Annotated in this window: 9 protein-coding genes and 1 tRNA gene; 4 read left to right on the forward strand and 6 right to left on the reverse strand. The window is 39.0% G+C overall.

Annotated elements, in window-relative coordinates:
• Positions 1–247 precede the first annotated feature (247 nt).
• The 4 genes from ACZ5A8_RS03905 to ACZ5A8_RS03920 all read right to left on the reverse strand — a co-directional run bounded on the left by ACZ5A8_RS03905 (position 248) and on the right by ACZ5A8_RS03920 (position 4,699).
• Positions 248–1,219, reverse strand: a complete 972-nt coding sequence (locus ACZ5A8_RS03905) for a class I SAM-dependent methyltransferase (protein ID WP_464532315.1) — start codon at positions 1,217–1,219, stop codon at positions 248–250.
• Positions 1,213–1,578, reverse strand: coding sequence for a helix-turn-helix domain-containing protein (locus ACZ5A8_RS03910; protein WP_464532317.1), 366 nt, complete (start codon positions 1,576–1,578; stop codon positions 1,213–1,215). The genes ACZ5A8_RS03905 and ACZ5A8_RS03910 overlap by 7 nt, the downstream gene beginning before the upstream one ends.
• A gap of 428 nt (positions 1,579–2,006) precedes the next feature.
• Positions 2,007–2,531: a hypothetical protein gene (locus tag ACZ5A8_RS03915; RefSeq protein WP_464532318.1), complete on the reverse strand. Its 525-nt coding sequence runs from the start codon at positions 2,529–2,531 to the stop codon at positions 2,007–2,009.
• A 155-nt stretch (positions 2,532–2,686) separates the two neighbouring features.
• The gene (locus tag ACZ5A8_RS03920; RefSeq protein WP_464532320.1) at positions 2,687–4,699 is read right to left on the reverse strand and encodes a B12-binding domain-containing radical SAM protein; all 2,013 of its coding nucleotides are present in this window, start codon (positions 4,697–4,699) and stop codon (positions 2,687–2,689) included.
• A gap of 1,066 nt (positions 4,700–5,765) precedes the next feature.
• Between ACZ5A8_RS03920 and ACZ5A8_RS03925 the strand changes: the two genes are divergently transcribed.
• The 3 genes from ACZ5A8_RS03925 (at position 5,766) to ACZ5A8_RS03935 (ending at position 8,457) form a co-directional block, all read left to right on the forward strand.
• Positions 5,766–6,308 (forward strand): nitroreductase family protein, encoded by a 543-nt coding sequence (locus ACZ5A8_RS03925; protein ID WP_464532321.1) that lies wholly within the window; start codon positions 5,766–5,768, stop codon positions 6,306–6,308.
• A gap of 257 nt (positions 6,309–6,565) precedes the next feature.
• Positions 6,566–6,637: transfer RNA gene (locus ACZ5A8_RS03930), tRNA-Arg, on the forward strand.
• Between the two features lie 887 nt (positions 6,638–7,524).
• Complete coding sequence (locus tag ACZ5A8_RS03935) at positions 7,525–8,457, forward strand: hypothetical protein (protein ID WP_464532323.1); 933 nt, start codon at positions 7,525–7,527, stop codon at positions 8,455–8,457.
• 128 nt (positions 8,458–8,585) lie between these two features.
• Here ACZ5A8_RS03935 and gltA read toward each other — a convergent pair whose 3' ends face one another.
• Both gltA and ACZ5A8_RS03945 read right to left on the reverse strand, forming a co-directional pair.
• Entirely contained in the window at positions 8,586–9,995 is a 1,410-nt protein-coding gene (gene gltA, locus ACZ5A8_RS03940; protein ID WP_464532325.1) for an NADPH-dependent glutamate synthase, read from the reverse strand.
• 18 nt (positions 9,996–10,013) lie between these two features.
• Positions 10,014–10,808: a sulfide/dihydroorotate dehydrogenase-like FAD/NAD-binding protein gene (locus ACZ5A8_RS03945; protein ID WP_464532326.1), complete on the reverse strand. Its 795-nt coding sequence runs from the start codon at positions 10,806–10,808 to the stop codon at positions 10,014–10,016.
• A 99-nt stretch (positions 10,809–10,907) separates the two neighbouring features.
• On the opposite strand from ACZ5A8_RS03945, the gene ACZ5A8_RS03950 reads away from it, so the two are divergent.
• The gene (locus tag ACZ5A8_RS03950) at positions 10,908–12,194 is read left to right on the forward strand and encodes a transposase (RefSeq protein WP_464529292.1); all 1,287 of its coding nucleotides are present in this window, start codon (positions 10,908–10,910) and stop codon (positions 12,192–12,194) included.
• Positions 12,195–12,820 lie beyond the last annotated feature (626 nt).

A 12,820-nucleotide genomic window follows, 5' to 3' on the forward strand; every position in this document is an offset into this window, starting at 1 on the left:
AAAAACGGTAAAAATTCTGAGACGAAATAATTCTAGGATAAAACAAAGTAATTGAAATTATGTATATGATAAAATAGGACATGTTGGTGCTTTAAATCAATGTGTTCTTGGTGAAGTCAATTTTATAAACATGTTATTCAGAATAACTGTCTAAATCTGTTTGTTATCTGAAGAATATTCTGTATTTTATGTACTTTGCTTTGCAACTAAATTTTTACTTTAATATTCTGATTTTTGCAACAGAACCCTATTTTTTAACCACACCAATATTGACCTGAGGTATCAATCTGAAGTAGTAATAATCTTGATGAGGTAAGTATTCTTGTCGGTCTTTATCCATATATGGTAATTTATATCCATTGTGCAAATCTGTTAATGCGGATGAATACATAGCAGATATTTGATAATCAATATAAATCTGATCATTAACACCTGGCAATTCCTCATCCTTTGAAATGTCTTGATTTTTTACGCTACCATGTTTTTCAACATTTAATGTTTTAAATTCAATCGCCTCCATTCCGCAGTTAGCCATCCAGATATTTGCCATATCGGTCTGAACCATTAAACCACCATTTTTATCCGTATCTGGAAAATGTAGCATTTCATACAACTGTGCTTCTAATCTTTGAAACCCTGGCAGCAGAATAGTTCTGTCATTAGCATAGAATAATACAATCTTTCCATCTTTTTTTGTGATTCTAACTAGTTCTTTAAAGACTTTTTGGGGGTTCTTAAAAATTCCAGGGCAAATCGTATCACTACTCCAGATCCAATCAAAATAATCATCTGGAATATCTTGCATGTTTCCATCTGCATTTTTGTACCGAAATGGTATTTCATTAAAATCACATGTACCAATCTCAACATTTAACGTTTTGTATTTTTTGTTAAGAAAAATAGCCTTTTTACTAGCTACATTTACATGTTCAGGTGTGTAGTCAAGGCCAAGTATTTCACCGGAATGTGCTATAGACTTAGCAAGAAGTGATAGAATCCCACCCGGACCACAACCAGCATCAAGTCCCCTACTCCCAGTAGGTAATTTTGCCAGTGACAATGCTTCATTATAACCTTCCCAAGCCATATTATTAAAAGATAGCATCTCTTGTACATATGCTATTAAACCTTCTTCGAGTTGGGCTGTTAAAACACGAGGGAGATCTTTTTCCCGTTTTTTGTTTAAATAAACAATGTTACGAAAATTATTTGTTAACATAATATTTCTCCTGTTCTAATACTAAAGCTCTCACTCAATATCAGTACTTCGCTACTATTTTTTAGTTTGACCTCGTAAGTCCTAATTATTTCAGCTTTATCTTCATCCGGTAGCTTCCTATACGGATTTTTGGGCTTCGAAGGCCTGTCTTTTAAGTCGTCTGCTGTACTCTCATCTTTTGCTCGCTCAATAAGATCATAGAAAGTACGTTCGCTCATTCCATACATTTCCCACAGTTCTCTATCGGTATATCTTCCAGACTTTCGCGGTTCAAGGATTTTGGCTCGAATTTCTGCCACTCTTTTAGGTGGAAAATATTTTCGAATATCTTTCCATTTATACACATTTATTTCAGACATATAGTCACGCCTATAATTGCTACAACAAATAACATTTTGTAGCTCATTTAAAGTTGCAGTATTTAGCCTCTTGATTATAGATGATGATTTATGTCTAAATATGTCAGAATATTTAAATCAAATTTACTGCAGAAGGTCTCTGAACATGAAGGTTAGCCGATCATCAATGGAATTAGAAGCAAATTTTTAATTTTTCACTAAATATTCTAAATTAGAACACTACCTGATTTCCAGTGGCACAAATCTGTCCCCAAACTCTTGCCGTAGATCGGGCCACTGGCCAAAACAAACCCTATCATGCAACTCTCCGGTTGAATTTGCTGTATGCAAACAGCTACCTGACCCTAAATCGCATGGAAAAAATCAATATCGGAGAGGGCGTGAGAAAACGCCCACTCCTTTACATTTTTGGTTTCTCGGACTTTCCCTTATTTTTCCGTCTTTCCACGCAGTATATCTGCCTTTGCGTTCAGGATATCTGCCTTTGCGTTCAGAATATCCGTCTTTGCGCTCAGGATATCATCCGCCTTTCCGCCCAGGACATCCGCCTTTCCGCCCAGGACATCCGCCTTTCCGCCCAGGACATCCGCCTTTCCACGCAGTATATCTGCCTTTGCGTTCAGAATATCTGCCTTTGCGTTCAGAATATCCGTCTTTGCGCTCAGGATATCATCCGCCTTTCCGCCCAGGACATCCGCCTTTCCACGCAGTATATCTGCCTTTGCGTTCAGGATATCTGCCTTTGCGTTCAGAATATCCGTCTTTGCGCTCAGGATATCATCCGCCTTTCCGCCCAGGACATCCGCCTTTCCGCCCAGGACGTCCGCCTTTCCGCCTAAGACATCCGCCTTTGCGTTCAGGATCTCTGCCTTTGCGTTCATGATATCTGCCTTTGCGTTCATGATATCCTTCTTTGCGCTCAGGATATCATCCGCTTCGCTTTTTTCTGTCATATTATTTCACCTCTTTCATTTTATGTCATCATCAGAGCACGGCACCTTTAGATGAGCCCATGGGGTTCTTTGTGCTCCACGTCGTGGAATGTCTGAGTGACTGGTATATGCAATATTTATCTGGACCTCGGAATAAAATTCTTTTATTCTTTTTATCAAGCAATTTTCTTAGGTTGTATGTGAAGGGCTGGACAAAATTGTGCTGAGGCGTTTTGGGGTTGGACGATATGTGTTACCTCAAAGGGAATCTTCCCTGGTTTCTTACTGATGCATGAGGTATTCAAATCCCTCAATTCATCTGGTCTAAACACCTGGCTGAATTTACATTCTATGCCGATATCCCAATTTTCTCGGTAGTATCTTCCTTGTCCTTCAACATATGGGTCGAGTTTATATTGATTTGGGATGGGTCCATCTTTATGATAGATCTGATAAAGCAAGGAATGACTAAGGTATCTTAATGGATACCATTTTAAGCCAAAAGATCTATGGATTGAATGTTCCATTTCCTCCTCTAATTCAGGACCAAGACTCTTGCCGGGCCAACTGTAAAGAGAATCAAAATCATCGTATCTCTCAATAAGCTCCACACCGAACTCCTTGAGCCGCCCCGCCAAGGGCGCAGTGGAAAAAATACCGAAGACACCGACGTCAAACTGGAATGCAGGAGAGTCAATCGAGTCTTTATGATCCAAAAGAAATAAGAGTGATTCTCTCGTCATATCTTTAGTCTCCATCGGGGCACCTACAATGGAGTACAGGTAAACAGCGATATCTTCTTCTTTGCATTGTTTTAAGATCTCTTGTACATCATTAAGTTTGATTCCCTTCTGGTACATGTCTAGTAGATACTGGCTACCCCATTCATATCCAAAGCGCAGCTTACGACAACCTGCTGCCTTAAGCACATGAAAATCACTTTTAACCAATTTATGATCGAAGCGGCAGTTAACGATCCAATTGATTTCTAAACCTCGTTCTACGATCGCCTGGGATAACAATGAGAGATATTCCGGTCTAGGGCTTTCATCACAGAAATAGAAGTTATTCGTTTGATACTTCGAGGATAGGTAGGAAAGATGATCGATTACCACATCGATGGGTGGCTCGTAGTAGTGAGAATTATACATATATCTATGATCACAAAATAAGCACTGATTCCAGTAACATCCTCTAGTTAGCAGATAAGGTAAAACAAGCGTGGGAGAGAAATATAATCCAAATGGCAAACCGTCAAAATCCGGGCAGACTGATTCCTCATCGGTCGCACTTTGAGGATTTAATACGAGTTTGCCATTTCTTCTATAGGCCAGATTGCTGACATTTACATCTGCCCTTTCACCCTGGATGAATTCTATTAACTCTATGAGGGCACTCTCTCCAGGACCTATAATGTAATAATCAATATCACTAATGCCCTCTAGTAGGTGGCGTATATCTTCACCTGCATTGATCAGTCTAGTTGGTACTCCTCCTCCAACCACGATTTTAGTTTCCGGTGATTGCTGTTTCAATAGTCTAGCTATAACGAGAGTATAGAGAAGCTGGGACCGTGTGATGACGGTAAAGCTGACTAGTTGAGGTGATGCGTTGGTGATGCCATCAAGCACTTCGCGACTGAGGAAGAAATCGCTTAGCATGCCCTGATAGTTCTGAGCGTAATTGACGATTTCACTCCAAGTAGACATTCGCTTTACACCAGGCTGAACTAAGGCCGTCATGAAACCTTGAAACACTTCCACTACTTTATTTCTGCTATCCACGAAAGAATAAGTAATGGATTGTGCCGCTAAACGGAGGACATTCTCAGCCCAGTAGTATTTTTCCGGCAGAAAGAAATTGCCCCTATCTCTAAATATGGATTTTGCCTCTTTTACATTCTCAAGGACATATTCTAACTGTGCCAGACTCTCTATTGCAACCGTATAATCATTGATATTCTTTACTAGGAGATCATTTTGAGACTCATACTGGGAAATATAGTGAGTGATTCTGTCCCGACATATGGAAAGAAATTTATGAGAAAAAAGGGCATCTTGGGCCTCGATATTTAGATCACGTAAGATCACTTCATGGCCAGCAGATCTTAAGACCCTGGCTAGAATTGGCAAGCTAAGATAAGGATTGCAGGCATCCCATATAGGTGGCATAATCAACATCACTTTCATTTTTTCCCTCTCATAACAGAAATGGACATTATAAGTTCAGAACATTGTAGAAAAGATTATTAATTTACCTTTATTTACATATATTTATATTTTAAAAAGAACCTATATATTTGAGAATATAATTGTGATTTTTTAGTTCATCAACGAACTGATTAAAAAATAAAAAATAATTCTTTAAATCTCGGATTTTGGTTCCGTTGAAAAAAATCCTAATATTGAAGCAAAATTTTAGTTTCACATGATCGGTTAACTCTGAGCTTATCCCAAAACCTATTTCACTTCTACCCATTAACAATTCCCATAATTGTTTTCAAGATTGGGAACTTGATTGATTATTGGGTATAAGATTCGAGAAATAAATTCTGAGTTTTAGGATAAGCTCTCTCCTAATTGGTTGGGTATCCTACATTCAGCAGCAAGTACATCCTAACATCTAAATATCCTTGAGTGCTGGTTTTTGGAAGTTCAATTATAAATCAGCGTCATCTGGCTGTATTTACTAAACTCCCAATTGACTTAAGGGATCTATAACTGTCATAGTCCATTTTTCATAAAGGCTTATATTTTCCATTTGGTAACACTTATTAAATCGGTATCTACAGACACCGAGAAAAATGCCTCTGTGTTTATCATAGAATTTTTGCATTTGATGTTGGATTATCGAAGGGAACAAGCATTTTCTATATACTATGGAACACTCGAGAAAATAGAAACATAGGCATTTATGGAAAATTTTGCCTGGAAAGGTCAATTCTCGTTATAAAAATTGAACGATAAAACAGGAATTATGCTTTAAGTGTTACGTTTTTTAATAAAAGTATATTGATTTCACATACTGAGAACAAAACGGAATTTTTCTGAAATCTATAGAAAATCTATAACTTCTAGATTATACATAAATTACAATAAAACCTATGCATCATATATTCGATTTACAGAACTTTCAATACACTGCCTTTTTGTAAGAATTGCTTACCTGTCTGCGGTAAAGTTTCATAATTTAATGTCAATACTTTAACCGAAGACCCACAAATCCAAAACTTAGAACTCTATTTGGAGAATAAACATGCCAGTAACAGGAGAAAGTAAAGTCATTGACACAATCCTCAACAGACGGAGTGTCCGGGAGTTTACGGACAGACCCATCGGCAAGGACGAAATCAACATAATTCTTAATGCAGGCTGCTGGGCTCCCTCCGGGTTGAACAACCAGCCCTGGCGCTTTGCAGTTGTCAGAGACCCGAAAATTATCCACGAGCTCTCTGAATGCACGCATTATTCCAGTATTGTCGCAGGAGCCCCTCTGCTTATCGCAGCTTTCCTGGATACCGAACACTCGTACAACAGGACAAAAGATGTTCAGGCAATAGGGGCTTCTATCCAGAATATGCTCCTTGCCTGCTGTGAGCTTGGCCTGGGTACAGTCTGGCTCGGAGAGATCTTAAACCAGCATGAAAAGGTTAATTCAATCCTTAATTGCCCATCTAAACTCGAACTCATGGCTGTGATTGCCATTGGAGAACCTGCTCCGGGAAAACGTACTTCCACACGTAAAGCCCTTTCGGAACTGGCATTTGAAGAAGAGTACGGGCAGAAATGGGAAGAATGAGGGCATGAATTAGATGCGAAAAATATCCTGAATTCAAAACAAAAATATCCTGACTTCAGAACGAAATATCCTGAACTCAACGTAAAACTTAGGAATTTATAAGTTGGCCTGACGAATGTTTATTCGAATCGTTTTCTTTGAGGACATTTATAATTTCGTTGAGGATTAAATTTATAAGCTATTTAGCTCTATAAAGAGCCAGTTAACTGATGACAGCTTTATGAGTCAGTTAATCGATCATAAGTTTTTCAAAATGAAGGTCTGTAGTGTAGCGGATATCACTGGAGCCTCCGGAGCTTCGAACCTGGGTTCGATTCCCAGCAGACCTGTTACTGAATTTTTCTGTCGAGCTTTTTAAATTTACACTGGAACTTTATTTAAAAGCATGCAGTTTTAATTTTTGCCTCACTTTTTCATTTTGTAACTTGTGCTCTCCATTTATACTTTTTAATTATTTGTTAGCATTTATGCTAATGTTATGGAAATTTTTGAAAAACATCCTTATGTACGGGATAAATATAAAAGAGAACAGAAATAATATATAATCAAAAAAAGAAGTCTGGAAGGTTCACAACATGACTCGTGGATTTAATAACCGTTCTCTACATTCGGGGAGAAGAAAACTTTCTTTAATTCAATTAATTATCATAGCATTAGTACTGTATTTTCTGCTTCGGATTATTCTGCCGTTTGTGTGGACTCTCTTTTTAATCATTGTGTTGATCGTAATTTTGAGATTAGTCTTTGAACTCTGACTTTCGTTTTTCTCTTTTTCTTTATTTTTCTCAACTCTGTTATTAATTTCAAAAGTTTTATTTTTTTCCGCTACTATTTATATTGGTTCTTCCCGTATGTCTCCATAAATTTGATGTTTTCCAGCACTATTTACGTAATTTAGTATTGCTAAGTTTAACTTTTGTAATATTACTGCTAATTGATTTGCTATTTTTATGCATGAATTTTATATTTGGGAAAACATATATTTAATTCTAATAATTTTACACTAGATGGTCTATATTTTAATAGTATTAATATAATTTCCTATAATTGGGATAAAAATCAAAAAACTTAATAGTATCTATTCTCATTATTTGAAATACTTATTATCTTGTTGTTTCAGTGTAAAGGTCTCCTTTTCTCAATAATCTTGCTGAAATATTTCTACGCCCTGCACACTGGACTCTCTATAGTAAATATAATTTTGAGGATGCGAGGTATGATGAATATACGAAGTAAACTTCCTTTGAGTAAAGTTTTCCTGGTAACTTTTATGGGACTTATACTGGTACTGTCTTTTTCTGGGTGTACAGGAAATAAGGTATCAGCTGCTGAAGAAATCAATACTTCCTCTTCACTTATCTATAGTGCTGATTTGAGAGTTGAAAGTGCAATTTCAGCTATGGATAAAGGTACCTATACTTCTGCAAAGACCGGTCTCAAGGCTGCAAAAATTGATTACGAAGAGGCTTTAAAAATTCTCAGCAATACATCTTCGGATTACGAAGAGGAAACTAAGGATATTGAAAGATATACAGTTTTTGCAGGGGTTGGACTGGATTCAGTTAGCTATTTAGAAAATCTAATTCTTGCTACGGAGCGTCTTGAAAAAGTTACAGCATACTTGGTTTCAGAGGATATTGACCTGAGCAGAAAAGAGCTTGACAAGGCAAGTAAGGCTTTAAATAATTCTACCATTTATCTAGGTTCTGCAAAAGAGAAAATCTCTTCTATTGACCTTAATTCAGTACCTGTACAGCAGAAGAGTTATGTTACTGTGCGAATAGATGGTCTCGAAACCAGCGAGAAAATGAGCCTGGAACTTAAGGAATTTACAAATGGAATGTATCCATACCTGGATGGGTCCGAACATTTATTTAATGCAGTGGAATATATGGAAGCTGAAGAATGGAATAAAGCTGCTGATGAGCTTACCAGTTCTTCTGTAAAGTTTTCTGAATCTAAGAAAAAACTGGGAAAGCTTAAGGATTCAGATTACTCCGAAATCTCAGTAGGAGCTATTGAAACCTGCGGGATCCTTACACAACTTGAGAAAGACTTGCCGCATCTTGAAGCCGGCTGCAGGTACATAGATCAGGGCCGTTACTCACAGGCGGATGCCGAATTCAGTAAGGTTTCTTACTATTACTAATAAGTTCTATTAAAAGAAGAATGTAAAGAAAGGCTGTAAGATAAAAGAAAGGCAAAAAAATAAAAGAAGAATTTTCAGTCATTCTTTTTATCTTATCGCACTTTACTGGTATTCTCGTTATTTTTCTTTCACTTTTCTTTTAAATACTCATCAATCGCCTTTGCAGCTTTCTTCCCTGCGCCCATTGCACTGATTACGGTTGCTGCGCCTGTTACCACATCTCCACCAGCAAAAACTCCGCACTTGGAGGTTGCCCCGGTCTCTTCGTCGGCAACTACAGTGCCCCGTTTGTTCTGCTCAAGACCTTCTGAGCCCTTGAAAATTATCGGGTTCGGAGAAGTCCCGATCGCAATAACCACAACGTCCGCAGGTATAAGGAATTCCGAACCTTCTACAGGGACAGGGCTTCTCCTGCCGGATTTATCGGGCTCGCCAAGCTCCATTTTTATGCATTCGACGCCTGTAACATTGAATTTCTCGTCTCCGAGGATGCGGACAGGGTTTGTAAGGAGCCTGAAGGTAATGCCTTCTTCTTTAGCATGCTCGATTTCTTCGCGGCGGGCAGGCATCTCGTCTTCTCCGCGGCGGTAGACTATACTTACATCTTTTGCGCCCAGGCGGAGGGCGGAGCGGGCTGCGTCCATTGCCACATTTCCGCCTCCCACAACCACAACATGCTTGCCGCGCCTGACCATGGTGTCATATTCGGGATCATAGGCTTTCATGAGGTTTACACGGGTCAGGAATTCGTTTGCGGAATAGACACCGTTTAAGTTTTCGCCTTCTATTCCCATGAAGTTCGGGAGACCTGCGCCCGTGCCCAGGAAAATGGCATCGAAGTCGTCGCAGAGTTCGTCCAGGGTTTTGATCCTGCCTATGATATAATTGGGCTTGACCTCTACACCGAGCTTTTCAATGTACTCTACTTCCTGCCGCACAATCCCCTTTGGCAGCCTGAATTCCGGGATGCCGTAACTCAGAACTCCTCCGGCTTTGTGAAGGGACTCAAAGATCGTTACTTTGTGCCCTAGCTTTGCCAGGTCTGCTGCGGCAGTAAGTCCAGCAGGACCGGAGCCCACCACTGCTACCTTTTTGCCGGTAGGAGGCATAGCTTCAGGAGCCTTCACACCCTTTTCGCGCTCATAGTCCGCGCAGAAACGCTCAAGCCTTCCTATTGCAACAGGCTGGCCTTTCTTCCCGAGTACGCAGCTGGCTTCGCACTGGGCTTCCTGGGGGCAGACGCGGCCGCAGATTGCAGGGAGGGCGTTTGTGGCTTTGATCCTCTCGATTGCCCCCTCAAAATTTTCCTCACAGACCAGCTGGATAAAGCCCGGAATATCCACATTCACGGGGCAGCCCTCAACACACTTCGGGTCTTTACAGGCGAGGCATCTGGAAGCTTCTGCTAGGGCATCTTCTTTCGTGTATCCGAGAGTTACTTCATTAAAGTTATTTTTGCGCTCTTCGGCAGGCTGCTCTGGCATCGGGGTTCTTTCTTTCTTTACTTTTCCTGTTTTTTCTCCGTGTAGTTCTTGCATTTTTTCATCCCCTCCTTCTCAGTGCAGTCCGCACCTGCATTCCTCTTCATACTTTTCCACAGCTTTTCCTTCTTCGCCGCGGTACATTGCAAGCCTGTTCATGAGCTGGACAAAATCAACCTCACGGGCATCAAACTCAGGCCCGTCAACGCATGTGAACTTTGTTTTTCCATTGACTGTAACTCTGCAGCCTCCGCACATCCCTGTTCCGTCCACCATTATGGAATTGAGGCTGACCAGGATTTCAACATCATAGGGGAACGCAACCCCTGCCCCTACTTTCATCATGATTGGGGGTCCGATAATTACAACTCTTGCAACCTTTTCACCGCTGTCCAGAATCCTTTTCATGATATCGGTTACAAACCCATGGTGCCCTTTTGACCCGTCATCGGTTGCTATGTACAGTTCGGAACTGGCTTTCTCCATTTCATTTTCAAGAATCAGGAGGTCTTTATTTCGGGCTCCTATAATTGAAATTACCTTGTTGCCTGCATTCACATAAGCCTTCGCCTGGGGGTAGATAGGGGCAACTCCTACTCCTCCTCCTACAAGAATTATAGTACCGAGTTTTCTGACATCAGCAGGAGTACCAAGGGGTCCGACAAAATCTTCAAGGGAATCGCCTGCAGAAAGCTTTGCAAGCTGTTTTGTGGTCTTGCCCATTTCCTGATAAATTACAGTAACCGTGCCTGTCTCTCTCTCAAAATCCGCAATTGTAAGAGGAACTCTTTCCCCCCTTTCATCAATCCTGAGGATTATGAACTGTCCGGCTTTTGCAGCCTTTGCCACATCAGGGGCATCTATTATCATTCTGTGTGAGACTTTTTATTATTTTCTGGTCTTCATATTTTCTCCATAAATCATGCAAAACAATAAAATTTTAATTATATTGAGATAAATTTTCTATTTATGGGAAAAGGAAATGTCGCAATAGATAAGTCAATGATAAAAACGGTAGTTGACGGTAAAATAATGATTCCTTTGCCAAAAGTTTTGGTTGGAAATCGATACTATCCTATGTTTTCCGTATTATCTCCTACTCATTGTGCTGATTGTGGCAATAAGTTACATGTGAACTCTCACTACACTCGTTTTATTTTATCAAGTCACGGCACTATAGCTCTCAATGTTACATACTGGTTTTGTCCTGTTTGTAAGAAACCTTTTCATGATCAGATTATTGGTGTTCCTGGTTCTGCAAATTACAGTTCTGAATATTATGATAAACAAATGAATGTTAGATATGATGGACGATGCAGTCTACACAATTCTCGGCAAATTGGAGAAACATATACAGAAGGCTTGACAGCCTTCTGTGGTAGAGCTCCTTGTGCAACTTCATTATGGTTATATGAACAGAAACATGCAGAACTTTCAAAGCAAGAACTTTTAGATCAAGAGATTGGCTTTGATGAAACATTGTATGTTGATGGGGATTGGATCAAAAAAGGCTGGAAAAAGAGACTTGAAGAGTTGATTGGAAGAAAGCTTACAGAAAAAGAATGGAAAAAAATGCGATATCAATCTGTTTACGTTATTGCTACTAAAGAAAAGGTAGTTTTGGATTTTGAGGTAACTGACAGATTACCAACGATTGAAGCTCTGATTCCTCTTTTCAGACGAATAAAAAACCGATTTCCTGAAGGCAAAATACAAAAAATTGTTTCTGATGAAGATAAAGCAATCATTGGAGCTGTAAAGAGTGTCTTCCCTGAAGTAGCTCACTCCTTTTGTGTGTTTCATCAATTAAAAAACGTTAGCAAGAGATACTATGAAGAATTCAACTCTGTTGAAGATATTCCAGATAATGATAAGGTTGTGTCCAATGAAATATATCAGTTGATACGTTCTGATACGGTCATCAGTGCTGTTGTATGTATTCAAAAGATACGAGAATTCTACTCTAATCTGGAACTTTCAAAAGCGTCTCAGAAAGCGATTTCTTATGCAGAAGAGATTTTCAAGAAAAATGTAAGCTTCTTGAAAAAAGGGTTTACACCTGAGACAGATAATACAATGGAACAGATATTTTCTTTGATAGGTGATATCGTAGACAAAGCAAGATCATTTAAAACCGATAGTGGCCTAACTAATTTTTGTTACAATTTATTTACTTATTTCAACAAACGGTGTTTCAGTACTGGTAAATGGAAAGGATTCTCACCCTTAATGAGGGCAAGATTCCAGTATGGATAAAAGTAAAGAGTAAATGGAAACTTTCAGTTTTAATCTGCAGCTTTACAGCGGTAGCTATCGAATAATTATGGCAAAAATAAGAAATTGATGTACAAAATCTAGATATTAGTGGAGCGACTTTTCCAAAATGAGGAAAAATGTTAAGGGATTTGGGTGAAATTCAATTGTTTTTTTAAAATTGGAGAAGAACCATAAAAAATTAAAAAGACTCTTCTGTGTACCGATGGAGCAATTTCTTCCTTTTCCAGTATTCTATATGCCATGAGATCACATTTTCCTGAGTAAAAGCATATCTTCTGAACAAATGATAGGGTAAATTTAAATGTAACTTAGCTTTATGCGGGTTCCTGTCCTTCTGCGTTTTCGCATGGACGTTCCCCTTATACTGATTAATGGGATATATATTCTCCCAAATAATTTTAGTTATTCTACCTGGTCTTCATTACCTTTTTAGTTTAATCATAAATGCCTGTTTTTTTGACAAATTTATTGAATAGGAACGAAACTTCTTCAGATCCTTTTAACCTATCTACAAAAATTTAATAAATCTAGAGGGTGTAATAAATTTAAGGGTAAATTCCCAAACTCGGCTGATCCGTGGGTTGGATTGGTGTAAAGGAGGGGTG

This window comes from Methanosarcina subterranea (genome assembly GCF_055385895.1).

Bases quoted from the DNA above. Each gene is read 5' to 3' on its own strand.
- ACZ5A8_RS03905 (WP_464532315.1), bottom strand. From the start codon at position 1,219: ATGTTAACAAATAATTTTCGTAACATTGTTTATTTAAACAAAAAACGG.
- ACZ5A8_RS03910 (WP_464532317.1), bottom strand. From the start codon at position 1,578: ATGTCTGAAATAAATGTGTATAAATGGAAAGATATTCGAAAATATTTT.
- ACZ5A8_RS03915 (WP_464532318.1), bottom strand. From the start codon at position 2,531: ATGACAGAAAAAAGCGAAGCGGATGATATCCTGAGCGCAAAGAAGGAT.
- ACZ5A8_RS03920 (WP_464532320.1), bottom strand. From the start codon at position 4,699: ATGAAAGTGATGTTGATTATGCCACCTATATGGGATGCCTGCAATCCT.
- ACZ5A8_RS03925 (WP_464532321.1), top strand. From the start codon at position 5,766: ATGCCAGTAACAGGAGAAAGTAAAGTCATTGACACAATCCTCAACAGA.
- ACZ5A8_RS03935 (WP_464532323.1), top strand. From the start codon at position 7,525: ATGATGAATATACGAAGTAAACTTCCTTTGAGTAAAGTTTTCCTGGTA.
- gltA (WP_464532325.1), bottom strand. From the start codon at position 9,995: ATGCAAGAACTACACGGAGAAAAAACAGGAAAAGTAAAGAAAGAAAGA.
- ACZ5A8_RS03945 (WP_464532326.1), bottom strand. From the start codon at position 10,808: ATGATAATAGATGCCCCTGATGTGGCAAAGGCTGCAAAAGCCGGACAG.
- ACZ5A8_RS03950 (WP_464529292.1), top strand. From the start codon at position 10,908: ATGGGAAAAGGAAATGTCGCAATAGATAAGTCAATGATAAAAACGGTA.